At 55.1% G+C, this 26167-nt stretch carries 28 protein-coding genes and 1 pseudogene; 16 read left to right on the forward strand and 13 right to left on the reverse strand.

Annotated elements, in window-relative coordinates:
* On the reverse strand, nt 1-1251 hold the full coding sequence (locus AC2FIO_RS17125) for an FAD-dependent oxidoreductase (protein ID WP_282154146.1): 1251 nt from the start codon (nt 1249-1251) through the stop codon (nt 1-3).
* Between the two features lie 308 nt (nt 1252-1559).
* Between AC2FIO_RS17125 and AC2FIO_RS17130 the strand changes: the two genes are divergently transcribed.
* Nucleotides 1560-2348: a phytanoyl-CoA dioxygenase family protein gene (locus tag AC2FIO_RS17130; RefSeq protein WP_496699152.1), complete on the forward strand. Its 789-nt coding sequence runs from the start codon at nt 1560-1562 to the stop codon at nt 2346-2348.
* Between the two features lie 113 nt (nt 2349-2461).
* On the opposite strand, the gene AC2FIO_RS17135 is transcribed toward AC2FIO_RS17130, so the two are convergent.
* Nucleotides 2462-3508 carry an aromatic ring-hydroxylating dioxygenase subunit alpha gene (locus AC2FIO_RS17135; RefSeq protein WP_496699154.1) on the reverse strand — a complete coding sequence of 349 codons (1047 nt, stop codon included), beginning with the start codon at nt 3506-3508 and terminating at the stop codon, nt 2462-2464.
* 96 nt (nt 3509-3604) lie between these two features.
* A complete protein-coding gene (locus AC2FIO_RS17140) occupies nt 3605-4534 on the reverse strand; it encodes a LysR substrate-binding domain-containing protein (protein WP_496699156.1) in 930 nt (309 codons plus the stop codon).
* 96 nt (nt 4535-4630) lie between these two features.
* Here AC2FIO_RS17140 and AC2FIO_RS17145 point away from each other — a divergent pair, with 96 nt between their 5' ends.
* The 3 genes from AC2FIO_RS17145 to AC2FIO_RS17155 all read left to right on the forward strand — a co-directional run bounded on the left by AC2FIO_RS17145 (nt 4631) and on the right by AC2FIO_RS17155 (nt 7131).
* Nucleotides 4631-5716, forward strand: a complete 1086-nt coding sequence (locus AC2FIO_RS17145) for a hypothetical protein (protein ID WP_496699158.1) — start codon at nt 4631-4633, stop codon at nt 5714-5716.
* Nucleotides 5717-5868: 152 nt separating this feature from the next.
* On the forward strand, nt 5869-6810 hold the full coding sequence (locus tag AC2FIO_RS17150) for a fatty acid desaturase family protein (protein ID WP_496699160.1): 942 nt from the start codon (nt 5869-5871) through the stop codon (nt 6808-6810).
* 3 nt (nt 6811-6813) lie between these two features.
* The gene (locus tag AC2FIO_RS17155) at nt 6814-7131 is read left to right on the forward strand and encodes a non-heme iron oxygenase ferredoxin subunit (protein WP_496699162.1); all 318 of its coding nucleotides are present in this window, start codon (nt 6814-6816) and stop codon (nt 7129-7131) included.
* Between the two features lie 12 nt (nt 7132-7143).
* On the opposite strand, the gene AC2FIO_RS17160 is transcribed toward AC2FIO_RS17155, so the two are convergent.
* Genes AC2FIO_RS17160 through AC2FIO_RS17180 form a run of 5 tightly spaced genes read right to left on the reverse strand, consistent with a single transcriptional unit; the run spans nt 7144 to nt 11166 of the window.
* Entirely contained in the window at nt 7144-7752 is a 609-nt protein-coding gene (locus tag AC2FIO_RS17160; protein WP_496699164.1) for a glutathione S-transferase family protein, read from the reverse strand.
* 13 nt (nt 7753-7765) lie between these two features.
* Entirely contained in the window at nt 7766-8647 is an 882-nt protein-coding gene (locus tag AC2FIO_RS17165; RefSeq protein ID WP_496699166.1) for an amino acid ABC transporter permease, read from the reverse strand.
* Nucleotides 8648-8706: 59 nt separating this feature from the next.
* Nucleotides 8707-9540 carry a transporter substrate-binding domain-containing protein gene (locus tag AC2FIO_RS17170; protein WP_282121046.1) on the reverse strand — a complete coding sequence of 278 codons (834 nt, stop codon included), beginning with the start codon at nt 9538-9540 and terminating at the stop codon, nt 8707-8709.
* Between the two features lie 35 nt (nt 9541-9575).
* Nucleotides 9576-10418 carry an amino acid ABC transporter permease gene (locus tag AC2FIO_RS17175; protein WP_282121047.1) on the reverse strand — a complete coding sequence of 281 codons (843 nt, stop codon included), beginning with the start codon at nt 10416-10418 and terminating at the stop codon, nt 9576-9578.
* 1 nt (nt 10419) lies between these two features.
* On the reverse strand, nt 10420-11166 hold the full coding sequence (locus AC2FIO_RS17180) for an amino acid ABC transporter ATP-binding protein (RefSeq protein WP_282121048.1): 747 nt from the start codon (nt 11164-11166) through the stop codon (nt 10420-10422).
* 308 nt (nt 11167-11474) lie between these two features.
* On the opposite strand from AC2FIO_RS17180, the gene AC2FIO_RS17185 reads away from it, so the two are divergent.
* The 5 genes and pseudogenes from AC2FIO_RS17185 to AC2FIO_RS17205 all read left to right on the forward strand — a co-directional run bounded on the left by AC2FIO_RS17185 (nt 11475) and on the right by AC2FIO_RS17205 (nt 14981).
* Nucleotides 11475-12053 carry a carboxymuconolactone decarboxylase family protein gene (locus AC2FIO_RS17185; RefSeq protein WP_282121049.1) on the forward strand — a complete coding sequence of 193 codons (579 nt, stop codon included), beginning with the start codon at nt 11475-11477 and terminating at the stop codon, nt 12051-12053.
* An 11-nt stretch (nt 12054-12064) separates the two neighbouring features.
* Nucleotides 12065-12652 carry a helix-turn-helix domain-containing protein gene (locus AC2FIO_RS17190; RefSeq protein WP_496699170.1) on the forward strand — a complete coding sequence of 196 codons (588 nt, stop codon included), beginning with the start codon at nt 12065-12067 and terminating at the stop codon, nt 12650-12652.
* Between the two features lie 12 nt (nt 12653-12664).
* Nucleotides 12665-14044, forward strand: coding sequence for an MATE family efflux transporter (locus tag AC2FIO_RS17195; protein ID WP_282121051.1), 1380 nt, complete (start codon nt 12665-12667; stop codon nt 14042-14044).
* A 155-nt stretch (nt 14045-14199) separates the two neighbouring features.
* A pseudogene (locus AC2FIO_RS17200) lies at nt 14200-14687 on the forward strand (IS6 family transposase); the annotation flags it as partial.
* A 12-nt stretch (nt 14688-14699) separates the two neighbouring features.
* Nucleotides 14700-14981 carry an adenylate/guanylate cyclase domain-containing protein gene (locus AC2FIO_RS17205; RefSeq protein WP_496699280.1) on the forward strand — a complete coding sequence of 94 codons (282 nt, stop codon included), beginning with the start codon at nt 14700-14702 and terminating at the stop codon, nt 14979-14981.
* A 334-nt stretch (nt 14982-15315) separates the two neighbouring features.
* Here AC2FIO_RS17205 and AC2FIO_RS17210 read toward each other — a convergent pair whose 3' ends face one another.
* Together AC2FIO_RS17210 and AC2FIO_RS17215 are read right to left on the reverse strand one after the other, a co-directional pair.
* A complete protein-coding gene (locus AC2FIO_RS17210) occupies nt 15316-16533 on the reverse strand; it encodes an HlyD family secretion protein (RefSeq protein ID WP_496699173.1) in 1218 nt (405 codons plus the stop codon).
* The gene (locus AC2FIO_RS17215; RefSeq protein ID WP_058273728.1) at nt 16533-16910 is read right to left on the reverse strand and encodes a hypothetical protein; all 378 of its coding nucleotides are present in this window, start codon (nt 16908-16910) and stop codon (nt 16533-16535) included. Before AC2FIO_RS17215 ends, AC2FIO_RS17210 begins: the two co-directional genes overlap by 1 nt.
* Nucleotides 16911-17307: 397 nt before the next feature.
* Between AC2FIO_RS17215 and AC2FIO_RS17220 the strand changes: the two genes are divergently transcribed.
* From AC2FIO_RS17220 to AC2FIO_RS17240, 5 genes are all read left to right on the forward strand, one after another.
* On the forward strand, nt 17308-18315 hold the full coding sequence (locus AC2FIO_RS17220; RefSeq protein ID WP_496699175.1) for a helix-turn-helix domain-containing protein: 1008 nt from the start codon (nt 17308-17310) through the stop codon (nt 18313-18315).
* A gap of 151 nt (nt 18316-18466) precedes the next feature.
* Nucleotides 18467-18760 (forward strand): glycine zipper domain-containing protein, encoded by a 294-nt coding sequence (locus AC2FIO_RS17225; protein WP_145975873.1) that lies wholly within the window; start codon nt 18467-18469, stop codon nt 18758-18760.
* 422 nt (nt 18761-19182) lie between these two features.
* Nucleotides 19183-20565 (forward strand): cytochrome ubiquinol oxidase subunit I, encoded by a 1383-nt coding sequence (locus tag AC2FIO_RS17230; RefSeq protein WP_496699176.1) that lies wholly within the window; start codon nt 19183-19185, stop codon nt 20563-20565.
* A complete protein-coding gene (cydB, locus tag AC2FIO_RS17235; RefSeq protein WP_496699177.1) occupies nt 20562-21566 on the forward strand; it encodes a cytochrome d ubiquinol oxidase subunit II in 1005 nt (334 codons plus the stop codon). Before AC2FIO_RS17230 ends, cydB begins: the two co-directional genes overlap by 4 nt.
* Nucleotides 21563-21664 (forward strand): DUF2474 family protein, encoded by a 102-nt coding sequence (locus AC2FIO_RS17240; RefSeq protein WP_496699179.1) that lies wholly within the window; start codon nt 21563-21565, stop codon nt 21662-21664. The genes cydB and AC2FIO_RS17240 overlap by 4 nt, the downstream gene beginning before the upstream one ends.
* Nucleotides 21665-21967: 303 nt before the next feature.
* On the opposite strand, the gene hutC is transcribed toward AC2FIO_RS17240, so the two are convergent.
* On the reverse strand, nt 21968-22651 hold the full coding sequence (hutC, locus tag AC2FIO_RS17245; RefSeq protein WP_496699181.1) for a histidine utilization transcriptional repressor HutC: 684 nt from the start codon (nt 22649-22651) through the stop codon (nt 21968-21970).
* 150 nt (nt 22652-22801) lie between these two features.
* Here hutC and AC2FIO_RS17250 point away from each other — a divergent pair, with 150 nt between their 5' ends.
* Complete coding sequence (locus tag AC2FIO_RS17250) at nt 22802-23350, forward strand: HutD/Ves family protein (RefSeq protein ID WP_496699183.1); 549 nt, start codon at nt 22802-22804, stop codon at nt 23348-23350.
* Between the two features lie 56 nt (nt 23351-23406).
* On the opposite strand, the gene AC2FIO_RS17255 is transcribed toward AC2FIO_RS17250, so the two are convergent.
* Together AC2FIO_RS17255 and AC2FIO_RS17260 are read right to left on the reverse strand one after the other, a co-directional pair.
* The gene (locus AC2FIO_RS17255) at nt 23407-24420 is read right to left on the reverse strand and encodes an amidohydrolase family protein (protein ID WP_496699185.1); all 1014 of its coding nucleotides are present in this window, start codon (nt 24418-24420) and stop codon (nt 23407-23409) included.
* Between the two features lie 99 nt (nt 24421-24519).
* Nucleotides 24520-25296, reverse strand: a complete 777-nt coding sequence (locus AC2FIO_RS17260) for a transporter substrate-binding domain-containing protein (protein ID WP_496699187.1) — start codon at nt 25294-25296, stop codon at nt 24520-24522.
* A gap of 123 nt (nt 25297-25419) precedes the next feature.
* Here AC2FIO_RS17260 and AC2FIO_RS17265 point away from each other — a divergent pair, with 123 nt between their 5' ends.
* The gene (locus AC2FIO_RS17265) at nt 25420-26163 is read left to right on the forward strand and encodes an amino acid ABC transporter ATP-binding protein (RefSeq protein ID WP_496699188.1); all 744 of its coding nucleotides are present in this window, start codon (nt 25420-25422) and stop codon (nt 26161-26163) included.
* Nucleotides 26164-26167 lie beyond the last annotated feature (4 nt).

The raw sequence follows: 26167 nt of genomic DNA on the forward strand, positions 1-26167 counted from the left end.
CTATCGCGCAGTGGTGGTTCCGGCTTCCATTACGAAATCCAGATGCCGGAACCTGCCCAGTGTGAAGGGTGCCATCAGCGGGTGCGGTTCACCTTTGGCCACCAGATGCGCCAGCGTCAGCCCGCCCGCAGGGATTGCTTTGTACCCTCCCCACCATCCGGCGGTGACAAACAGGCCCGGCACATCCGTCTGATCCATGATGGGTGAGGCATCATGGGCAATATCCAGATGCCCGCCCCATTGCCGCATCAGTTTGAGCTTCTTAAAACTGGGGAAAAGCGACAGCATCGCAGTCACGGTATCCTCGAATACATGTTGCTTTATGTCTCGACGGAAGCTCTGCCCCATATCGGGCGCGCCGCCGATGACCATCTCACCTTTGTCGGACTGGCTGAAATAGAACCCGCTGTCCGGACAGTTCACGATCACATCAACCAGCGGCTTGACCGGCTCGGACACAAAGGCCGTCAGGTTCATCGTCCGCAGCGGAAGTCTGAGGTCCGCAGTTTCGGTCAGCGTCGTTGTATGGCCTGAGACTGCCACGACCACTTTCTTTGCGCGAACTGTGCCCCGGTTGGTCTCGACCCCTTCGATGGCCCCATCCGCCCCGCGTAGCAGGGATTGCACCGCTGTTTGCTGATGAATCTCAACCCCGCGCGCGTCAGCCGCGCGGGCATAGCCCCAGGCCACCGCATCATGCCGGTTCACACCTGCATCCGTATGAACCATGCCGCAAATCACAGGCAGCCGTGCATCTTGGCCGCCGCCAGTCAACGCAGGAATGCGGCGGCGCAATTCCTCGGTTGTGATCTGTTCGTAGGTCGAGCCGTAGATGTCCATCACCAACTGCCGCCGCCGCAGCTCGCGCAGCTTGGGCCAGGTCTGAACCACATCCACCATGGTTCGTTTGGAATGCATCATGTTGAAATTCAACTCGTCCGTGAGCCCTTCGTACATGGCGACGGATTTGACATAGAATGGGATTGACTCATCCCTCATGTAATTCGATCGAATGGTCACCGTATTTCGCGCGATGTTGCCGCCGCCCAACCAGCCGCGTTCCAACACGGCAACATTGGTGATGCCGAATTCCTTGGCCAGATAATAGGCAGTTGCCAGCCCGTGACCTCCTGCCCCGATCACCACGACATCATAGCGGTCTTTCAACGGCGGGCTGCGCCAGACCTGCGGCCAATTCCGGTGCCCGGTTAGCGCATTACGGGCGAGCGAGAAAACAGAGTAATTTTGCATGATGGTAATAATATTTATCAGTATGCACATTTAGTCAATAAATTAATCGACATGCAAAACAACTCGCCACGGGTTCTATTCCAATGCCGAAATTGCGGCTAAGATAACGGAGAAAGGTGACGCAATGAGCTTTCGCGTGGAACAGTTCCATCGACGTCTCGCCGGCAAATGGTCGGCCCGGTCGCTTTGGCCCTGCTTCATCATAAACTGCCGCAGTTCACCCGCCTCGTAACGCCAGAAAAACCGGGCGCAACGCGCCTTCCCTCTGCAACCGCCTCTGTGAATGAGGTGACAGAAATGGACGTTACATGACACAAACACCTGACCTGAAAACCGTTCAGAATACCTATGCGCGCGACGGAGTCGTGCTGCTGAAACAAGTGCTGTCGCAGGATTGGCTGAGTAAGCTGCGCCAGGCTGTCGATGACGAAGTTGCCAAAGGCGACCGTTACTTTGCTTACAAAAACATGCGTGAAAATCCTGGTGTGTTTCAAGACTATTGCCTGAATTCTGATATTGGGCAGCGTGTGGCAGAGGTAGCAAACAGCCCCTGGACCTCGCTGATCTACGACCAGATATTTGCCAAAGAACCGGGCACAAAAACACAAACGGGCTGGCATACGGATCAACCCTATTGGCCGGTCTCAGGCCCGATCATGACCATGTGGATTGCGCTGGACCCCGTGGACCCCGACAACGGTGCGTTGGAGTTCGTAAGGGGCTCGCATGCCTGGGGCGCCAAATACCGGCCCTTCAGAACGGACCAGCTTGGGGGCTTTTTGCATTATCTGGAAGTGAACAACCCAGACTATATCGACATGCCCGATTTCGAGATGAACCGCGCCGACTACGACATCTTTCACTACCCGAAGATGAAACCCGGCGATGCGCTGGCATTTGACGGTATGATTGTGCATTCAGCGATGGGCAACCGCACCTCAACCCGGCGCAGACGCGGCTATGCGATCCGGTTCGCTGTGGACGGCGCAACCTATGAGCCCCGCGATACTGTCACCGAATGGCTGCACGACGACAGCTTACGCCCCGGTGCGCCCTTCGCTGGGGGCCGGTTTCCAGTGATCTACAGTGCGACATAACAAGCAAGTGGCAAACTCCGCCCTTCTAGCCAAGAATTCGGTCGGCAGGGCGGGGTCAACTTCAAATAGCCCGATCAAGTGAAACTACATAAGTAACTTTCGCAGACGACGCCTCAAGCCGGAACTGTTGTACTCACAGGGGTGGTTTCGGCTTCGATCGCGCGATCAAGCGTTTTGCGAAACAGTTTGGCACCCGCGTCCAACCCGAGATCGATGTTGGGCGTCTTGGCGTACTTCATACCCTTGTGGACTTCTTCCAGAACGTCCTTGTCCTCAAGAAACGCCATGCGCGCACCGTCATTCATGAATTTGGACACTTCCGCATTTTCGGGATCGGAATTTCGGTGCTGAAACCAGAAGTATCTGGTGCGGTCTTCATCGATTGGGGTCATGAAATTATAGGAGATATTGATGAACGTTTCAGCAATGGGTTGCTTATCATACCCACCGGTCCCGACCGGCGTATAGATGGATTTGTTCAGCCCGATCGCGGGCATGCACATCTCATAGTGCTGCAGCCGGTCGCAATCGCCGTCAAATGCCACCAGTTTGGCGTAATAGGGCGATGGCGGTTTGTTCGCGATCCAGCGCGAGACGACGACGCCACGGTCGGTCCGCTCGACGTTCAGCGGCTCTTCATCCGTTCCAGCGCCCGCAAAAGAAGATACATGCACCCAGGCGACATGGCTGGGATCAAGCAGGTTGTCGCAGACCCACAGGTAATGGCAGTCGATATCCATTACCCCACCGTCGGTCTTGCCCCAGCTGTCATCGTCAAAATTGTCGATCGGGAAAATCTTATCGGGATCTGCCAGTTCCGGATCGCCCATCCATATCCAAAGGAACCGATACCGATCCACAACCGGATATGATCTAACCACCGCCCGCCGCGGGGTCATGCCGCGCTGCGTCGGGCTGTCCGTGCACTTGCCCGTGCAGTCAAATTTAAGCCCGTGATAGCCACATTCCACGACATCCCCGATCAGGTTGCCCTTGGACAAAGGCAGCTTGCGGTGCGGGCAAGCATCCTCCAATGCGACTGGCCTGCCATCCTTCTGCCGGTAAAGCACTATATTCTCGCCCAGAAACGTCTCGGCCTTCAGCTCGCGACCGATATCTTTGCTCCAGGCGGCGACATACCAGCAGTTTCTCAGATACATTGGAATGCTCTCCAGATTGTCAGATGGCTTGTGCAAGTATGGGCGGCAAGCCGATCTTGCACCATGCTGGAATGGTAATGACTCGTATAAGTCAGGCTAATTCCCGGCGCCCGCGGCTGGCGGAATGTCTGGCTGCGCCTCAACCTCGGCGCGGATCCAGTTCAGAAACTCACCGACTTTCGGGCTATCCTTAGTTTCATGGGGTCGAACCAGCCAATAAGACAGCGGAGACTGCGTCAGCTCCGGAACTGGTCGCACCAAACGTCCGTCGCACAATGTGTCAATGACCAGAGGCTCCCGCCCTAAAGCGACACCAAGCCCCTCGATGGCCGCCTGAACGACCAGATTGGATTGCCCAAACCTCCGTGTTCGCAAGGGCCACGGTAGCGTCAACCCGCATTGCCGCGCCCAGAAATCCCACGTTGGACTTGCGGGCCCATGATGCAGGTTCTCATCCACCAGCATCGTGTGCTGCGCCAGATCTTCGACCCCACGCAAGCTTGGTATCAAAGAGGGAGCGCAGACCGGAAACAGCTGCTCGGTCATCAGCAAATCGACCTGATAGCCAGGGTAATCACCCAGGCCATAGCGAATACCGATATCCGCATCCGCCCCTGAAAACGGATATTGCCCGGTATCCGTGGCAATGGAAATCGACAGGTCCGGATGAGCAAGATCAAAGTTTAAAAGGCGTGGAAACAACCAGTTGAACGCAAAACCCGGCAGACATGAAATCACGATGGTCCTGTCGGTGCGGGTCTTGTCCCTCAGCTGGGTACAAACGTCCGAAATACGCCCCAACCCTTCAGAAATGGCCAGCGCCAGCAGTTCCCCTTCGCGGGTCGGACGCGATGACCGTGCACCACGTACCAGCAATTCGAGACCAAGCCATTCCTCAAGCGCCCGCACATGCTGACTGACCGCACTTTGGCTGACACCCAGCTCAGCTGCTGCTGGGGAAAAGCCGGAATGTCGGACAACTGCCTCGAAGGCGCGCATGGCGGAATAGGGCAGGTTTACGATCATATTAGTCACCCTAATGTCAGGCATAATCACTTTCAAATAGATTAGGCGCACAACCCGAGCCTAATCTATACTGACCGGAACCCGTAGGAGACGCGAATGTCGGACATCACACCCGAGCGCGGCGCGCGAAATCTATTGACTAATTGCGCCCACGCAACGGCAGGCGACCGGTTGTTGATCGCTTATGAACCTCCCGAACACGGCTATTTCGATGCGGATAGTGTCCAAATCGTCACGCATGCCGCGCGATCCATGGGGCTGTCGGTTGATGCAGTGAACGTAGGTTTTAATCCGGACAATCCACACCTTTCCGCTGACCTCCTGGCGCGGTTCGAAACCGCCGATATCATCCTGTTTCTGGCCCGTCTCGGGGATCAGCTCCGGTTCTCGGAAATGCCACAGGGCAAGAAGATCATCGTCAGTTTCGCCCTGAGCCGCGAGCTTTTTGGCTCTGGTTTTTCCAACGGGCATCACGATGCCTTCCTCGACATCAAGGCTGGAATCAATGGCGTTCTGAACAGGGCCACCGACGTGCGGGTCACCTGCCCTCTGGGCACGGACTTTCAGGGGCGGCCTGAGATGAAACCGGATACGACAGGCGATACGTCGATCCTGCGCTTCCCCATGTCGGTCTTCACGCCAGTCCCGGCACACAGCTTTTCGGGCAAGGTGGCGTTGAAATTTCTGACGGGCACCGGATCAAAATACTATGATGATTATACGGTAGAGTTCGAAAGACCGGTGTTTGCGATGCTGGAAAGCGGGCGCCTGACAGGGTTTGACGGCGATCCTGCCGACGCCGCACAGGCCGAGGCTCATTATGACCGGGTCGCGGGTCAGTTTGGCATCGACCGCAACTTCGTGCATTCCTGGCATGCGGGCATCCACCCGGGCTGCGGCTACCCTTGGGACATGCGCGAGAATTTCGAGCGTTGGGGCGGGTCCGCTTTCGGCAATCCGCGTATTCTGCACTTCCACACCTGCGGTGCTTATGCCCCAGGCGAAATCAGCTGGAACGTGTTTGATCCGACGATCGTAATCGACGGTGTGACCTACTGGGAAAACGGGGCTTTCCACGCCGACCGTCTGCCTGGCGGAGCCACCATTCTGGACAAGCACCCCTGCGCGGCTGCCCTGTTCGCCGACCCCGATCTGGATATCGGTCTACGCCGCACTGGCTGAGCCTTCCCGCTTGATCGAACGCGTGCCATCGCGCTAAACTGATTGCAATAGGTCCACCTGACAAGGTCCTATGGTGCGGAGCACTCCCGTCTCCGGTGCCGGTACATGCGATGAGGGCACGGCCCCCGCACCGGCAAAAATGTGGAATTCACATGTCACAAGCAATCGTAACGCCCCTGTCTCAGGCACTGGCCGAAGGCAAGCTCACGCGTGAAGAACTGAAAGGACTCATGCAACGGTCCGACGGCCCCGGCCTGCGCCATCTGGCGCTTTGGGTACTGGTACTAGCTGGCACAACTACCCTTGTCACCCTAGCCTGGAACAGCTGGCTAATCTGGCCCGCAATGTTCCTGCAAGGCATCGTTCTGGTGCACCATTTCTCACTACAGCATGAATGCGTGCACTATACGGTGTTCCGAACCCGGTGGCTGAATGACTTGGTAGGTCAGATCTGCGGCCTGATCATCATTCTGCCACATCGGTTCTTTCGCTACGAGCATTGCGATCATCACACCTATACGCAACTGACCGGGGAAGACCCCGAATTGATCCCTTTGCCCGAAACAATGGGAAAATATCTGCTTTATCTGTCCGCCTTGCCCTATTGGCGCGGCAAATTCACGGAACTGTTTCGCCACGCCAGCGGCAATCTCAGCGAGACCGAGTTGCGGTTCATTCCGAAAGTCGAACATCAGGCCGTATATCGCGATGCCCGCAGAATGCTGGCTATTTATACGGCAATCTTTCTGGGCATGGCCATCACGGGTTGGTGGGGGTTGATCTGGTATTGGGTCATCCCCCTGTTTCTGGGCGAGCCGGTGATGCGCTTCATCCGGATGACCGAACATGTCGGACGCCCGACCGTCGCGCAGATGTCGGAAAATACGCGCACCAATCTGGTTTCGGCACCGTGGTCCTTTCTGTGCTGGAACATGAATTACCACGCGGAACATCACTATGTCGCTTCGGTCCCGTTTCACGCGCTCCCGCGCTTGCATGAGAAGCTAAAAGACCACATCCATATTGAGCCCGGCGGCTATCTGACTGCCCACCGCGAAATCCTGCGTCAGATCCGGCACAAGGAGGAGGCGTGATCCATGACAGATGTAAAACCGTGGAGGGACGTGATCGAGGCTGCTCGGTTGGAAAAAAATTGGGTCACACGGGTCGAACTCGGCTCACGTATCATCGCAATCTACGACACACCCGGTGGTATCTATGCCTCACTGGCGCTGTGCAATCATAGCGGTGCGGATCTGTGTGACGGGTATTTCGATGGCTATGTCATCGAGTGCCCCCTGCATCAGGGCGCGTTTGATGTGCGAAATGGGCACCCGGTTTCAGCGCCTGCTACGCGGCCGATGAAAGTGTTTGAATCCCGGGTCGAAAAAGGCATGGTTCAGATCAGAGCATAGCCCCGCTTGCCCTTAACCCGGTGCCGGCAACCCCGGCATCGGGACATATCCGGGCAAAGCCTCAACACGCGCGATCCATGCCCGCACCGCCGGGTATGGAGACATCGATATTCCACCCTGATACGCCAGAACTATGTAAGGATAGCAGGCCAGATCTGCGAGGGTGGGACGGTCGCAGGCCAGCCAGCGATGGTCTGACAAGTGTTGCTCCATGATCTTCAGGGATTTCCGCCCAAGCGCCAGCGGCTCAGCCAGATCGGTGTCGCGTTCAAACAGAACAATCGCCCGGGCCATTGCAAGGCCGTGGAAGATTTCATTCACAGAAAACGACAGCCATTGCTGTATGTCGCCGTGTTCTTTCGGTGTGGTCGGGGCCCATTCGGCTGCGCCATATTTCTGTGCCAGATAGACCATGATGGCAGTACTGTCGCGCAGGACGAACCCATCATCGTCCAGAACCGGTACCTTGTTCAGCGGATTGACCTGCAAAAAAGCGCTCTGGTTTTGGTCACCGTTCAGCAGGTCTACGTCGACGACCTCATGATCCCGCGCCAGCATGGACAGCAGCAGTCGTACTTTGTGACAACTGCCCGAAAGCGGGAAATCATAGAGCCGTATCATACTGGCCTATATGTCAGCGCTTATCTGACCGTTTTTCAAGCCGCGCAAACAATCGGCTAAGGCCGAAGCAAACCACAAAGTAAAAAGCGGCCGTGGTGATCCACGCCTCAAAAATCATGCGGGATGAGGCCACAAGCTCAACCGTTTTGTAAGTCAGTTCCTGCACAGAAATCAGCGACAGGATTGAACTGTCCTTGATCAGCGATATGAACTGATTGGCGAGCGGTGGCACCACTTTCTTCATCGCTTGCGGCAGTACCACATAGCGCAGTTCCTGAAGGCGGCTCATACCGATAGAGCGCGCGGCTTCCCGCTGACCTTTTGGGATCGACTGGATGCCGGCACGCACAATTTCACCAACGAATGCGCTCTCAAAAAGGGCCAGGACAATGACGCCCGAAACAAGCGATGGGAAGCGGCGCATTTCACCGAAGAAGAACTCCCAGATCTGATTGTTTTCCTGCCGCGCGATACCGCGCGCCCATCGTTCCAGATTCAACGCATCAATCAGTTGTTGGGACAGGAAGAAGAAGAAAATGAAAACGACAACAACCGGCGGCACATTGCGCAAGAATTCCAAGTAGGTGCGCGCCAGCATGCGGATGGTCAGATTTGATGAACAGCGGGCTACACCCAGAATGGTGCCCAGGATCAACGCCAGAATTCCGGCATAGAGGCTGATGCGAACCGTTGCGGCCAACCCTTGCAGCAGCAAATTGGCAAAGTATTCCTCACGACCTGAATGCCAGCCGACAATGTAACTGGGGATGACGTCCCAGCGCCACCTATAATTGAGCGTGCCTTCAATCGACAGCCAGATATACCCGAAAAACACGAACAGAACCGCGGCGATCAGGTAGTCCGGCCATCTGAGTTTTTTGAGAAAATCCTGCACGCGAGACGCTCCGTATCAGATCCGGGGGGCTGCATCGCTGCCCCCCGGGTGGGTCAGGGTTACTGGGCGACCTGGTCAGCCCATTCATTTCCAGCAAACCAATAGTCATGACGTTCTTTCAGCCAACCGGAACGCCACTGCTGCGCGATCCAGTTGTTGAAATAGTTCATGGCGTCCGGGTCGCCCTTTCGCACACCAAAGGCTTCACCGCGCGGATCATAGAGATTTTCGAACGGCACACTCAGCGTTTCAGGGTGCAACCCAGCCTCGCGGTTCGGAGTTGGCTGCGCTGCCATGGAAGCATGAGCGTTCCCATTCAGAACCTCCTGAGTTGAGGCGCCGTCTTCATCGAACAACAGCAAGGTCGCGTCTGGGAAGTTCTGTGCAATCACCGCCGCAGGTGTTGCACCACGCCGGGCGGCAAAGGTCACTTCGGGATTGTTGAAATCCTCAAGCGTCATGCCTTCAGTCATCGACTTATTGGCCAGAATGGCCAGACCCGAATAGGCGTATGGATCGGTAAAGTTAATGGTCAGGTTCCGCTGCGCTGTCACCGACATGCCCGAGATGATCACGTCGAAATTGCCTGAGACCAGCGCCGGGATGATACCATCCCAAGCGGTGGGCACGAATTCGACCTCAACCCCCATATCCTCGGCCAGCTGACGGCCAACATCCAGTTCGAATCCGATCAGATCGCCATTCTTGTCGCGCATCGACCATGGTACGAACAGCGACAGACCGATCCGGATCACGCCATCCTGCTTGATAGTTTCAATCACACTTTCGCTGGATAGTTCCTGCGTAGCGCTCTGCGCCCAGCCTGAGGTCGCCACACCGGTAGCCACGACCGCGCCGAGGGCAGCCCCGAGCATTCTGCGAGAAAGCTTCATCTTGGTTCTCCTTGTTGTCCGACATATTTTCTGGGTTATTGGTCGACGGCATATTTCTTCTCCAGATGGCTTACGCCAATCGACAGGATCAGGGTCACCACCAGATAAACCAGTGCGATGGTGAACCAGATTTCGAAACTCATGTATGTGTCTGAAATGATGTTGCGTCCGAAGGTCGTCAGCTCGGCCACCGCAATCACGCTAACAATGGCCGAAGATTTGATGAGGTGAACGACTTCACCGGTCATCGGCGGCAGCATGAAGCGGACGGATTGTGGCAGGATGATATAGCGATAAGTCTGGGACGGGCTCATCCCGATGGATTTAGCGGCCTCCCACTGGCCTGTGGGGACGGCGTTGATCCCGGCCCGGAAGATTTCCGAAATCAAGGCAGAATGGAAAACGGCCAGGGTAAGGATACTGGCCGTGTATCGGTCAAACCCAAAAATCGGCCCCAGAACATAATAGAAGAGGTAGAGCAGAACCAACAGCGGGATATTTCGGATCAGCTCCAGAAAGCCAACCGCAACTGCGGACCCGATGACAAGATCCGACAGACGCAGCAACGCCACAAGCAGGCCTATAACCATAGCCAGAATGAAAGCCGTGACCGACAATTTGATCGTCGCGACCAGCCCGATGGGAATTTCACCCCATTCAAACCCGACCTCGGTATTGCGATACAGAAACTGCGGCACCCGGTACCATTGCCAGTTATACCCCATGCCCTGCGCGCCGATATATGCACCATAGGCGATCAGCCCGACGATAACGGCATAGATCCCGACCGAAATCAGGGTCGAGTCAAAAAACCGCTTCAAAAAAGGCGGCTTTGGCAGCGGCTGACCTTTTGGCCGGGAAATGCCCAGATCGCTCATGTCAATGCGCCAAGATCTGATCTAGGAACAAACGGCAGCGTTCGCTCGAGGGGTTGGTGAAAAACTGTTCGGGTGGCGAAACCTCGACGATCTGGCCCGCCTCCATAAAGACCATCGTATCAGCGACCTTACGGGCAAAGCCCATCTCGTGAGTGACGACAACCATAGTCATGCCGGTATCGGCCAGCTCGACCATCACATCCAACACCTCATTGATCATCTCGGGGTCCAGCGCGGATGTCGGTTCGTCAAACAGCATGATCCGAGTTTCCATGCACAGAGACCGCGCAATTGCCACGCGCTGCTGTTGCCCGCCCGACAGCTGCGCCGGGTACTTGTCAGCCTGTTCCGGGATATGAACGCGTTCAAGATAGTTGCGTGCAGTTTCTTCGGCCTGCGCCTTGGATATCCCGCGCACTTTCATCGGACCGATCGTCAGATTCTCTAGCACTGTCAGGTGTGGAAACAGGTTGAACTGCTGAAAGACCATACCGACTTCCTGCCGCAGCTCGCGAATTTCTTTGGCCCCGTCATAAACCTCGATCCCATCGATCACGAGGCGGCCGGAGTTGTGCCACTCCAGCCCGTTAAAGCACCGGATCAGCGTCGATTTCCCCGATCCCGAGGGACCGCAGATCACGACTTTTTCACCCTGATGGACCGTCAGATCGATGTTTTTCAGCGCGTGAAACGCACCGTAATATTTATCCAGATTGGTCACTTCAATCATCGGAGTGGCTTGGTTCATGTCGTACCTGCTTGGGTTCGGGACACCATGCGAATTTGTCTTTTGATGGACCGGGCGTGCAAAGGAGTTTTCTCCACCGTTCCTGCAAAGGCAGGCCGGCATGTCGTGGTGCCAGGCCTGACAAAACAGCCGAGGCCGGGCTGGCGCTGCGATTGTTTGGGGCAGTCGGGCAAGGCCTGAGCCTCCTCAAATACGTTGCACACTAATTAATATGGTTGCTTAATATGCAATACTCGTCAATAAAAAACTCAGAGGACAATTTATGATCTGCCCTCAGATAATACTGACGACCAAGGGAGGAACCGCAAATGTCTGCCTGGATCAGCATGATATCTGACGAAGATGCTGACTCGCATCTGAAGGCCACTTTGGATCTGGCGCGTACACCGCACGGCACTATCGACAATGTCATGCGGGTGCATTCCCTGCGGCCTAACACCATGAAGGGGCATGTGATTCTGTATCGAGCCTGTCTGCACGATGAGGCGAACAAAGTTCCCATGTGGTTTCAGGAAGTGATCAGTTCCTACGTATCCACTCTCAACACCTGCCCCTATTCCTATGCTAACCACTGGTCCAACGCCCGTCACCTGATCGACGACGCCACACGCGCCGACAAGATCGAAGCCGCACTCGAGGCACATCGCCCGCAGGATGCGTTCGACGGCGCACATTTGGCGGCACTGACCTATGCGGAAAAGCTTACACTTTCGCCGGGTACGATGGTCGATTCTGATGTGGCAGCCCTGAAACACACCGGTTGGGAGGACGGCGAGATTCTCGAAATCAACCAGATCGTAGGTTACTTCAACTACGCCAACCGGTTGCTGAATGGCCTTGGTGTCACCACCGATGGCGATGTGGTGGGGTATTATAGCAGCGACTGAAAGGACGGATCATGCAAGGAGACACTCCAGGCAGACAGATCGACCGTGCCATCGGGGCCTCGCTGAAGGAACTACGGCAAAGTCGGAAGCAATCCGCTCGTAGCTTGGCAGAACAGTCCGGCATCTCAGCCGCTATGATCAGCCGGATCGAAAATGGGTTGGTTTCTCCCTCAATCGACACTCTGGCGGCACTGGCCGAAGCGCTCGAAGTTCCGATTGTTTCTTTGTTCCGCGAAGCGCGTACAGATCACACTGACTACACTCTCGTGCGCCATGGTGAGGGACTGAAATCAAACCGTATCTCGGCGGGGCACAGCCACGAGTACGTCAATCTTTCACTGCATTCTCGTAAAGACCTGCGATTTCAGGCGCGTCGCGTGACTTTATTGCGCGAAGGCGGGCCGCCGCCCACTTATGTCGGCCACGGCGTAGTGTTTGTACAGGCACTCGAGGGCCAAGCCGTTTACCGATATGGCGAGGCCCGCTTTACGCTGTCAGCTGGCGACACGATCAGTGTGGACGCTGAACTCAACCACGGGTTCGAAGATGTTCTGACCCCTGAGTTTGTCTTTCTAACAGTTCAGGCCGAGCGCCCATGACACCCAGTTAACATGGCTCAGGCAATCGACCTTAATCTGACCCAAGGGTCCATTGCAGGCCATTTCCGAACATTGGCGATACCCGGCGCGGTCGGAATGCTTTTCAGTACACTTTACAACATCGTCGACATCTTCTTTGCCGGGCTGTTGTCGACTAGCGCCCAAGCTGGGCTGGCCCTTGGCTTTCAAGCTTTCTTCATCTCTATTTCCGTGGGCGTCGGGCTGGGTGCAGCTATGAGTGCACTGGTTGGAAACGCTCTGGGTGCAGGCGACAACCGAGCGGCACGACGCCTAGCGGCCCAAGGGATAACTTACGGAATCGTTGCGTCTTGCCTGCTTGCCCTGGCAGGGCTTTGGTTCGGCCCATTGTTAATCAAGCTTGTCTCGGAACCAGGCGTTTATCGTGAAGCCGGGCTTCGCTATTTCTATTGGTTGCTTTTGGCAATGCCGGGATTTCTTCTGGCTCATGGATGTAATGGCATCTTGCAGGCCCATGGCGACGCAGTGTCTATGCAACGGGCACTTATCGTCGCGTTTCTGGCGAACATCATCCTGAATCCCCTTCTGATCTACGGAATTCCGGGCGTGATTCCGGGCATCGGCTTCAACGGTTTGGCTTTATCCACGGTGATCAGCCAGACAGGCGTGATGATCTTTTTGATCCGGCAGGTTCTTCGGCGAAGGCGAATGAAACGTATGCGCGCGGCCTATTTCAGACCACGCCTAAAACGGTTTGCAGAAATTTCGCTGCAGGTTCTGCCCACTGCCTTTTCGTTTACGATCATGTTGTTGTCGGCCTTTGTGCTGCAGTTTGCGCTGAAGCTGTTTGGTGAACATGCAATTGCTGGTTATGCAATCGCTATACGGCTTGAACAGGTTTTGTTGCTGCCCATTCTGGGTGTCACGGGTGCCCTACTGCCAATCGCCTCACAGAATTTCGGTGCTCGGGACAGCCAGCGGGTGCGCGCCGCGTTGTTCTATTGCTGGCGAGTCGGGTTTTATATGTCGCTGGTTGCGATCCCGATCCTCTGGCTTGGTGGTCCCTTAGTGATGCGCCTTTTTACAGCGGACCCAGAGGTTGTACGCGTTGGTGTGGGATATCTACGAGTCGACAGTCTGATCCTGCCTTTTTACATGATGCTGTTTTCAATCAACTCACTTTTGCAGGCCTTCAAAAAACCTATTTGGACCGTTTGGATCAGCCTTTATCGCCAGGCCTTTGGGGTCGCGTTCTTTGTTTGGGTGTTTATTGGCATATTGGGATTCAACGAAACCGGGGTGTGGTTCGGAACGGCCGCGGCCGTAGTGACCGGCTGGATAGTCGCTATGGCGTTGACCATACGTATTGCGAAGACAGAAATCGGCGGTTTGTGGGTGCCTGCCACGGGGTGAAAAAAGGATGTGCAGCAAACTTTTTATCTGAATTGACAAGTGCGCAGGTTCCGACGTTTGTTCTCGGCGTTTAGTTCTTTAACAGTTTTCGGCATGTTCTCTTTGAAAAGCGTTGCTAATCTGTTCGCGTTGCCCTTCTCGGATAGCGCGGTCCCATGGCTATACCGTCCTCTTTGCGGCGGCTGAAGGGCTTCCGTTTTCCTCGCGAAATCATCGCCTATACGGTGAGGGCATATCACTGGTTTGCTCTCGCACGGCAGATATCGAGGACCTGCTGGCGGTGCGTGGCGTCATTGCCAGTCATGAAGCGGTTCGTCTCTGGGTGAACCGCTTCGGGTCTCAGTTCGCGGCCTGTATCCGGCACGACCGGCCCCGGCCGCACGACAAATGGCATATGGACGAAGTGGTCGTCCCGATCAACGGCGTGAAACATTGGCTATGGTGTGCGATCGATGGCATTTGAGATGTACCCGACATTGTGATTCAATCTCGCCGCAGTGCCGAGGCTGCAAAGCGTTCCGTCGGCCGACTGGTTGCAACCTATGGCGAACCACGTGTCGTGATCACGGGCAAGCTGCGCAACTATATCAAGCCGACCAAGGCCATCGCGCCGGGCGCCGACCATGCGCGATACACTGCAATCGCTCTGCGCCAAATGGGAAAACTGGGTCATCGAGTTTGTTATGGAGTTAGCATCTCGTTTGGCTATGCCACCGTCGGTATCGTCGGTTCAGCAGGACGATTTGAGTACACTGCCTCAGGAACTTCGATCAACATGGCCGCGCGGCTTTGCGACGTGGCCACCCACAATGAGATACTGATTTCCGCCCAAGCTTGGGCAGTCATTGAAAGCGTAGTAGAGGCAGTAAGCCAGGGAGAGGTGGAGATGAATGGCATCAGGGAGCAAGTTGAGGTCTTCGCTGTTGTGTCAGAGTAGTTTCCGACGAGCTGCCAATTGCGAATTCGACTATTTTGCGTGAACCTGAGCGGGACATTTAAGGCCCTACCGCATCGAGCTCTCACCGGCTGGCATATCTGATGCTCCATGTTCACACTTTGTTTCATGCTGCCCAAGCGTGGGCAGCCCAAAGCCGACCTTTAGAACGGTCTTCAAATGGTGCGGTCACAGCCCGCATTCCCGACTTTAGCTGAAACCGCAAAATCGCAATGGAACAATAATTTACTTGGTGTGTTCTCTGTCCGCAAAAAGTCGAAACGGCTCCCAACTTTTGTCGGAAGCCGTGTTGTTGAAAATGAGGGTATTTGGAATATCAGGCGTGCCCACCACCTATCAAGCCGATACCCGAAGTCAGACCGAACCAAGCTTTGACCCGCAAACCGACAGCCTTGATGATACCCATGGCCTGGATCCCGTGAGCGACAATTGTGCCTTCCATGTCACCTTCAAAATTGGTGGTGTAGGATTGAACGATGCAACCACTGCCTGGCACCAAAAGATCGCGGTGCTCTGGGTGTACCAGGTCAAGATGCACAACGATCTGACCCCGTTTTGCCTTTTCACTCGGCTCGATCAGGCGACCGCTGGGCGCAAGCTGACCGGAAGAAATCGACTCTTGAATGCGTACGATCCTTGCGGGAAGAACGGTATTGCGCATCGAGATGTTGAAGTTGCTTTCGCATGCCACTTCTGCCGCCATTCCCTCGTACAATTCCGTGCGTGAAACCTGCGAGAAACCGGCAACGATACGTCCACGTTCAACATCTTTCCTGTCTGGCACGATGAGCATTGCGGGGCTCATTGCGGCTTGTGCGGCGCGTGATCCGACGTTGAGAGTGACCTGTTCTACCACTCCGTCAACGGAGCTGAGCGTCAGAGTTTTGGACAACTCCACTTGTGCTTGTTCCAGCGAAGCTCGTGCCGATGCAAGCTGTGCAGGCAATACGGCAGTCGCTTGAACTTGGGCCACACCCAATTGAGTTTCCGCGGCCTCAACTTCTGCTGATCGGGTATCCAAGGTGGCTTGTGCGCGTTCCAGCTGGCTCACTTGGAATGCAGCAGAGTTTTTGGCTTGAAGTGCGCGATGATCCATCAGGGACAGTTCGGCTTGCTCCCTTGAAGTAATCGCAGCATCAAGAACGGCTTGGGCGGTTTCGACTTGCAGTTCAGCTGCCAGTTTCGCGCTTTCTATTTCCTCAACTTTTCGCATCGCGAATTTTACGGCAGCCTCTTCGGAGGAGTTCTCAACTGCAAAAAGCGGGTCGCCCGGTTCGACACGATCTCCACCTTTTACATAGATATCGGTCACTGTTCCGCCGTTCTCGGCGACGACAGGAACGGTTCTGAAGGGCACAAGGCCAGTGTAGGACTTGGGGTAGTAGTAAAATACAGCAAAGAACACGATCAGGGCCAGGACGAACCACATGAAAAGAGCCCGGTGAACGTTGTACAAGGTGACAGGCAGCCCGCGCCATTTAAGGTAGATCACGCGCAGGACAAACGGAAAAGAAGTGACGAGCAATTCGATCATTATACCAACTCCTCTTTCGAAGGACGCCACCACAACATGAAGTCGCGGGCGATCGCGGTCAGGATCAACGCGCCTGGCAGCAGAATGCTGAAGTGGCTGAGCGCGGGCATCAATTCGTATGCCAAGGCTATGGTCAGCATCACCGGAATAGTTGTGCGCAGCGGAGTGCCGATTGATTTGCGCTCCGTATAGCGTTCAAAGCGGGCATAGAGGTGTACGACCAGTAGGATCGCAAGGAAGAGGACAATCAGGCCGACCCAAGCATAGGTGTCAGTTTGATTGGGCGCGACCCACCATCTGGGGTCGCCGCCAGCGGCGAAGGCGGGAGTTGAGATGATGCCAAGTACAGGCGCCATCAGGAACGCGGGTGGTTTCATGTTTCAGGTCCTTGATTTACGCAGTCACGCGGTGCGTGAAGATTTTCGGTGTCTTGAGAACGTCAGTTCTCGGTCGGTTGTTGTGATGGTTCTGAGGGTTGTTCCGGCGGGGCGTAGGGGGGATCCCAGCGACGCCCGTTCGGTGTTTTCTCGCCAAGCGACGAAGCGTGTAGGCCGTAAATGTTGCCTCCTGACAATTCCTGTCTGGCAGAGACGTTGATTGCCTTAAAAACGCGGTAGTACCTTGCGAAGTAGATCATTGCCTTGTCCTTTCTGATGATCGGGACCTAACCGTCATCGCCCCCGCGATCCTTAGGGTTCTGGACATTTGTTGTTGGCTTTTGGACAATTGCAGGAATTACAGGGCGGTGTGTGCCCATCAGGGGAGGAAGCGAAAGTGCCACGGATCAGTGCATACAGACTGCAAAGTGTCGGGTTGCGTTATTCGCAAGAGCCCGGTGCGCGCATTCCGTTTCCTGAAATTCTGGAAATGGCAGGGGCACCCTCGGATATCGGCAACAGCCCAGACGCCACTGTCGAACTGCTTCATGAAGCGGGCGCCGTTGAAACTGTGTGTCGTGTTTTAGAAGACAAGACCTTTGCCGCGCGGGTGGGGCTTTCTGCGCAAGGTCCCGGAACGCTTTTGGCTTACATTGTGCGGGCAGCAGAAACGGTCGAAGACGCACTGGCATTGACACAGCGCTTTTATGCAATGCAAGACCCTGACCTGCATCTGGATGTTGTAGGGGCGCCTGATGAACCCAAGATCACGCTGGAAAGTAGCGTGATCCCGGCGCATCAATATCCTCGCCATCGCGAAATGCTGGTTTTCGGTCTCTATAAGCGCGTTCAACAGATCACCTCGGGCGGATTTGCCCCTATCTCAATCGAGTTGGAAACGGACGACGTCGAGCATTGTAAGCTGCTGGCCGAGTTGGCCGGGTGCGCCGTAGAAGGGTTCAAGTCCGGATATGCGTTGGCTCTGCCCCCAAACGGTATGAGTTTTCGGATCCCGACTGCAGACCCTACTTTGTTGGGGCATTTGCGCCGGCATGGGGAAGAGCAGCTAAAGGCTCAACCTGATGCGGTCCGAAGTCTGTCTGATCGCATTATAGAGATGCTCGGGGAACGTCTTCCCGGTCCAATACCAAACGGCGATCAAATAGCCGGAGAGCTTGGATTGACGCGACGCACAATGACCCGGCACCTGTCAGCCGAGGGAACAAGCTTTAGAGCACTTTTAGAGGGGGTGTTGTGCGACCTGTCCAAACGGATGCTTCGCAGTGGGGAGGGTGTTGCCCGCGTTGCCTTCATGCTTGGATTTGCGGATCAGGCGGCTTTTTCAGTGGCGTTCAAGCGATGGACAGGTGAAACGCCAGCCAGGTTTCGTAAAGCTGGCCGCTAAGTCTCCTGGCCTGTGCAGCGCGCAGGGCCGTAAGATGTCCAAGATCCACAAAACCTTGTCCTGTCCCCAAAAGAAAGCAGGCCATGGGGTCACCTAGTTCAATGGCACACAGCAGCCGCGGTGGTTGCTGACCCAGAACAAGGATGAACCTATGAAAACCTCGAAGAAATTCTTTATCGCCCCGATCTCCGGCGCCCTTCTGATCACCATGGCAGCCACAGCTCATGCTGATTATGTCACCGATAAAGCCATCAAAGGCGCAGTTGTCGGCGCTACTGTCGCGGGCATTGCCGGCGAAAGCATCGTAGGCGGCGCAGCCGCCGGCGCTGCGGTTGGTGCCGTGGGCGGTGCGATCCAGAAGGACAATTTCGAAGACGCGCAGGACGAGGCACAAGAACGCCGCGACGACTTCAAAGATGACCATAAGGACTGGAACGAAGACTGAAACGCCATCCCAAACGCGCCGAAAAAAGGAGGAAACACAGCCGAACAAAACTGACCGGTCAGCATAAGGTCCATCGGCCCTGCGCTGTTAGCATCCAGACGCAACGTGACTGACCACCCCGAACAGAACTCGCACAGTTTCTGATAGGTTGCCATCCGGCTCACAAACGAGCCGGGTGGCAACTTTGTTTAGGGCACTTAAATACCGGCCGTGCCCTGACTTCGCGTTTCAAATTCCGCTTCCTTTCTTGCCATTCTCGACCTGGGTTTTGTCCAAAATCCAAAAACAACCGTCCAGAACCCAAACGAACTAAAACGTCCTCTGCCCCAAATCCTGCTCATCTGAATAACATCGACGAGCTGGCAACCGAAGCAACCCAGGTGACTGCCGCTCTTTCCAATCCGACGCCAAAGGAAACGGCAATGAACCTACTAGCAAACTTTGACGCAGAGACCCTGGCACGCATCCAGTTTGCCTTTACTGTGTCGTTCCACATCATCTTCCCGGCCTTTTCCATCGGCCTGGCAAGCTTCCTGGCCGTCCTCAATGGCCTTTGGCTTTGGCGCAAGGACAAGGCTTACCTCAATCTCTTCAACTACTGGAAAAAGATATTCGCTGTCGGCTTCGCGATGGGTGTCGTGTCCGGCATTGTGATGTCTTACCAATTTGGCACGAATTGGAGCACATTCTCGGATACCGCCGGGCCTGTGATCGGGCCCTTGATGGCATACGAGGTGATGACGGCCTTCTTCCTTGAGGCAGGCTTCCTAGGCATCATGCTTTTCGGTCGCGAACGCGTGGGTCCCGGCTTGCACATGATGGCCACGGCGATGGTTGCCCTTGGCACTCTGATATCGGCCACGTGGATTCTTTCAGTCAATTCCTGGATGCAGACCCCGGCCGGATTTGACGTCAACGAGCTGGGGCAATTCATCCCAGTGGATTGGTGGTCGATCGTCTTTAACCCGTCTTTCCCCTACCGCCTGACACACATGGTGCTGGCGGCATATCTCACCACTGCCTTTGTGGTGGCGGGGGTTGCGGCTTGGCACCTGCTACGCCGCAATCGAACGGCCGAGGTCACCCGCATGTTCTCGATGGCAATGTGGATGGCTGTTTTGGTTACTCCTCTGCAGATCGTCGCGGGCGACCTTCATGGTTTGAACACGCTGGAGCATCAACCGCAGAAAGTGATGGCGATGGAAGGTCACTTTGACAGCCACCCCGAAGGTGCACCGCTTATCCTGTTCGGCATTCCAAACGAAGATGAAAAGCGCGTGGACTACGCCATCGAAATTCCGAAGCTATCGTCGCTGATCCTGAAACATGATCTGAACGCGCCGCTTGACGGGCTGGACACCATTCCCGACGACGAAGAACCCCCGGTCGCGATCGTTTTCTACAGCTTCCGCGTCATGCTTGCCATCGGCTTTGCCATGCTGGGCGTCGGGTTGTGGTCGCTTGTTCAGCGGGTTCGGGGCCGCCTCAACGAAGATCGCTGGTTGCACCGCGCATCCGTCCTGTTGGCGCCCAGCGGATTTGTGGCGGTACTGGCCGGTTGGATCACCACCGAAGTGGGGCGCCAACCTTACACGGTGTACGGGCTGATGCGGACATCGGACTCCCTTTCCCAAGTGGATGCGCCTGCAGTTGCGGCGTCTCTGATTGCCTTCATCGTCGTGTATTTCGCGGTGTTCGGAGCAGGCACGTTCTACATGCTGCGTCTCATGGGAAAACCGCCTGTCGAAGACTTCCAGAAAGCTCAAAAACCCATTGAAATCTTTACCTTGGCGGAGGCAGCATGATGCTTGAACTCTCGACAATCTGGGCAGGCATCATTGCCTTTGCCGTTCTGACCTATGTGATCCTGGACGGTTTCGATCTTGGAATTGGGATCCTCTTTCCATTCGCAAAAACCGAAAAGGACCGTGATGTCATGATGAACTCGGTCACACCGGTTTGGGATGGAAACGAGACGTGGCTGGTCATGGGCGGCGGAGGTTTGTTTGCTGTTTTCCCGTTGGCCTATTCTGTAGTGATGCCCGCGCTTTATGTGCCTGTCATCATCATGCTTCTTGCGCTTGTTTTTCGTGGTGTTGCCTTCGAATACCGATGGCGAACGGTACGCGGGCGCTGGCTTTGGGATGTTGCGTTTCACGGTGGTTCAACCGTGGCCGCACTTTGCCAGGGCATCGCGCTTGGCGCGCTGGTTCAGGGAATCCCGGTCGAAGGTCGGCATTATGCCGGTGGATGGTGGGATTGGCTGACGCCGTTCTCTGTCCTGACAGGTGTGGCCCTTGTGATCGGGTATGCCTTGCTGGGCGCGACGTGGCTCAACATGAAAACCACTGGAAAGATTCAGCGTCAGATGCGCTCCTATGTCCGTCCGTTGATGCTTATGACACTCGGGCTGATCGGTCTTGTCAGTCTTTTGACCCCGTTCCAAGACCCGATCTATATGGTCAGATGGTTTTCGGGGCCCGGCGTCGTTTTCACTGTGCTTGTGCCGGCTCTTGTAACTGCCATTTCATGGAAGCTCGATCGTGGCATAACGGAACAGCGCGACTATCAGCCCTTTGTCTGCGCCATTGCCCTGTTCGTCGTGTGCTTCATTGGTATCGGGATCAGCTTCTATCCCTATATGCTGCCTCCAAGCCTCACGATTGCTGAAGCCGCCGCGCCAGACAGCAGTTTGGCTTTCGCTCTGGTCGGAGCAGTCACTCTGCTGCCAGTGATCCTGGCTTACACCGCCTACACCTACTGGGTTTTCCGTGGGAAGATCGATCCAGAGGAGAACTACCATTGAAAACGCTAAAACGAGTTTTCTGGTTCGGCGCGATCTGGTTCGGCAGTGTTTTGTGCCTGGCCATTGTCGCGTACGTGATCAGGTTGTTCATCACCTGAAATGCCAATGAAACCACTGCTCGCGTGTGAGCTTGTCCGGCTCGCGTAAACATTTGTCCATGCGCCAAAAGAAACTCAGTTCGTTCCCACCAAATTCCTAAGAACAAGCGGTCCGCGGGGGCGTCTCATCTTCAACAATTCTAGGGGCTTTCATGCTTTCGCGTCCAAAGAACATTGCTGTGCGGTGAGATCAGATTGATCCGGCCCTGCCCACTCAATCAACGTAACGCCATGAAGGTCAAGGGTCTAAAGTTTGCAACAGATCCCTTTCCGAGGTTGCCAACCTACCCAATGCGAATGCCATCACAGCTTGGTCGTCATTTTGTAACCGGAAGGAAAATAGAGTTTGGCATGAGTCACGTTGTTCTCCTCCAGCCAAGTGGTTCTTTCGACGGTAAACAAGGCCGTTCCTTCGTTTTCCCCCAGGAACTCCGCAACCTCCAGATTGGCGTTGGTCGCTGAAAACGTCAGTTCAACCTCGGTAAACGGAACCTCACGGACAAGCCACTCGTTTGGCCCAATTTCTTCGAAAGACTGATCGCGTGCCTGAGGAATAGTCGCAATATTGATCCAGCGCTCTTCGAACTGAAAGGCTTTGTTTGAGGCAAAGTGCATACATCTGAGATGCAGAACCTCACCCCCTTTTGGGATCTTGACCTGAGCACGCAACCAGCCGGGGGCGGCGATAACCTCGCGCTCAACAAGCGAATATCGATAGGTGGCCCCTAGGTTGGTGATTTCTTCCTGAATAAGCGGAATTGTGATCCGGGCCTGGCGCGTCGGGGCTGTTTTAACCCGTGTTCCTGCCTTGCGCTTACGCTCTAGAACGCCATCATCAACCAGTTCGCGCATTGCACGGTTTACCGTGGCCCGCGCACAGCCAAATTCCTTGGCAAGCTGAATCTCACCAGGCACTACCGCGCCGGGAGGCCAGGTGTTGTCGCGAATGCGGCCTAGGATGTTTGATTTTATATCCTGATAGCTCACCCGCACGACAAATGGCCTATAATATGTCTAAATTATTTGCATAATGTTTGTACTCGTATGCGGCTAGGGATTGCAACCGTCGGCACGCCTAATTCGAACAACAGCAAGCATACGCTGCCTTCCTATGACTAACCCGAAATGCGACCAGAAATGAAACATGTCCGAACCAGAACCCTGGAGCCCGTCTTGTGGAAAAACGGCTTGGGGACCACGCGAGAAATTGCACGGGGAAGTGGCGAGCAGGGCGTCGTCTGGCGTGTGAGCCTTGCTGACGTGGAGGCTGACGGGCCATTTTCCACATTTCCGGACATGTCTCGCATCCTGACCGTTGTCGAGGGAGATGGCTTTGATCTGGTTGGCCCTGCGACACCGTTGAACGCACGGTTTTCCGATCCGCTCAGGTTTTCAGGCGATCTGGAATTGTGGTGCCGGCTGGAAGCGGGCCCAGTGCGCAATTTTAATGTAATCTATGATCCTGTTCAATGCGCTGCATCCGTAGATTGCCTGACTGGTGAAGGCACTCATAAGCTCCAAGCGGGTCCGAACGAAATTCTGTGTCTGTTTTCAGTGTACAAGGGCTGCTCTATCGACGGACACAGGGTTGAGCCCACTGAGGCTGCGATCCTCAAGGATGGCAATTTCACAGCCATCGGTTTTGAAGACAGCATTACATTAATGGCGCGCCTCAAGAACCGATAGCGGGCAAGAGAACCTCAATCTACTATGGGAGGTAACTTGGCTGTCACGCATTGAAATTAGCCCGGGGTGCATTTTTGCGCGCGAAGTTCCGACAGGTGGCTCAGCAATGCGTTCGCTGTTTTCCACGTCACCTGCTCCTTTTCTTCGGCGGTCAGCGCTGCCGGAACAACCGCATGCGTATAAGGATCGTCCGTGAAGATCGGATAATCCGATCCCAGCATAATCCTGTCTGCGCCCAAAAGCTTAACAGCTGCCTCCAACGCACGTGGCCCAAGTGAAGCGCAATCGTACCAGAGCCGACGCAGACGCTGGGTCGGGAACGGATCATCCGGGTTGCGATGCCGCGCAATGCTTTCTAACCGCTCAAAAATAAAGGGGAGCGTGCCGCCCAAATTGACTATCTGAAAGGAAACAGCCGGGTAAGAATCCAACAGGTCTGACATGATCATGGTCAAGGCGACCTGAGAAGCGCTGGATTGCAGTTCCACTGCGGACAGTCGGTATTGCATCAGGTCCGCGGGGCGCGGCGGCGGGTTTTGCCCGACTTTCAGACCAGGGTGCAGCATGATGTGACAGCCGTATTCATTTGCCGCTGCCAATAGCGGTCGCAATGTGTCAGCTTCGGCCAAAGAGTTGAAATAGTTCGACGGCAAAATAATTCCCGGCAAACCCAGATCGCGACGAACACGGCGAAGCTCTGCACAGGCAATATCAAGATCACCCAACGGCACTCCGGCCAACCCGATCAGTGCACCATCGCTATCAATTCCCAACTGGGCAAGGTGATCGTTAAAGGCAGAGATAACCGGTGCAATTTCCGTGGCGGGCAACAGATCAGCGCCAAGTGCTCCGGGGAAGGTCAGCAAGCGGTGCGTCAGTCCCTGCTTTCGCATTTCGGCCAGACACACTTGCGGGTCATGATAGGCATCGGTGAACGGAAATTCTCCATTCATCGCTGACATCACAGTGACCCCATCTGTGCGTGTTCGGAGGCGAGGATGCGACTTTCGGGCGCGCAAAGTCTCGACCAGCCCACCACCGTAGTAATGGGAATGCATATCAATGCGCATATTGGTCTCTCCTGACATCTCGATTACTGACGTAGCGCACAGAAAAGGCCCACCGATTGATTATCGCAGCGGGCCTTTTACAGTGTCAAAGTCAGAACGTTACAGGCCCCATTTTGCGGCGGTCGCCGCGAAGAACCCCTGCGCCTGACGCAGTTCGATCCAGCTGTTCACGTAGTTGATCCATACCTGATCGCTTTGGGGCATCAGCATCGCGATCGGTGTTGGCGCACGCGCCTCGGTTACTTCAATCTGACGCAGGTTCGGGAATTTTTCGAGCAGGGTCGAACCTTCGATATTCGATGTGATGAAAACATCAGCGCGCCCTGCCAGAACCTCCTGGAACCCACGTGCCGGTGCCTCAACGACCTTGATATCAGCGTCAGGGAACCACTCGCGGACGCTTTTCTCGAATGTCGTCCCCAAGGTGGTCGCAACCTTGACTTCCCCTTTGTTGATCGAGTCCCAATCCGAGAATTTTTCGGCCTGTTCTTCAGTGGTAAAGGGATAGATTTCAACTGAGATATAGCTATTCGAATACCCGGCAGCTTTCAGGCGGGGCGGGCTGATCGAGGCAGAACCTGTAATGTGATAGTTCCCGGCAACGACACCGTTTACCAAGGTCTTCCAATCCGTTGCCACGAATTCAAGCTCCACGCCCAAATCTTCGGCGAGTTGGGTCATGACGTCGATATCATATCCCTTGTAGGCGTTGGTTGCCGGATCCCGGACGGACATCGGGTTCCAGTCGCCGGTTGTCCCGACTTTCAGCACCCCATTGTTCAGTATGTCATTCAGGGCCGATTGGGCATTGGCCGCCCCTGTGAGCATTCCAACTATAAGACCCGCGGCCAGGCCCATTGATTTCAGCAGCTTCATCGCTTCCTCCCCTTTTGTTCGCGCGTTCGCAACCAGATTTATGTCTGTATTTATCATATTTTGTATAGTTTTAATTTGAAGGCAAAGCTAGTCTTACGCTAACAATCTCAAAGGGGCAGGTCTATGTCAGATGCATCGCCGGTCATCACAATCCGGGACTTGAATAAGTGGTACGGAGACTATCACGCGCTCAGAGACATCAATCTGGATGTCGCGCTAGGGGAAAGAATTGTTGTATGCGGACCTTCGGGTTCCGGCAAATCAACCCTCATACGATGCGTGAATTCTCTGGAGGAGCATGATTCCGGTTCGATCACGGTCGACGGGATCAAAATGACGGACAAAAAGGCCGCCGAGGAAATCCGATCCGAGGTTGGCATGGTGTTTCAGCAGTTCAACTTGTTCCCACACCTGACAATTCTTCAAAATCTGACGCTAGGACCAATCAAGGCGCGTGGCCTGTCGAAATCGGACGCGGAAGAACGCGCAATGACATATCTCGAACGGGTCCGGATTCCTGATCAGGCGCACAAACGGCCAACCGAACTTTCCGGTGGTCAACAACAACGGGTCGCCATCGCACGCTCACTTTGCATGGAGCCCAAGATCATGCTTTTTGACGAGCCCACCTCGGCGCTAGACCCCGAAATGATTTCGGAAGTGCTCGACGTGATCGTGGATCTTGCCCAAGAGGGAATGACGATGATCTGCGTTACCCACGAGATGGGATTCGCGCGCAAGGCAGCGGACCGTATGATCTTTATGGATCAGGGCGAAGTGATTGAAACAGGTACACCCGAAGATTTCTTTGAGGCACCTAAATCAGAACGTTGCAAGCTTTTCCTCAGCCAGATCCTTCAGCACTAAGGGG

The organism is Ruegeria sp. CDSB086 (genome assembly GCF_059611065.1).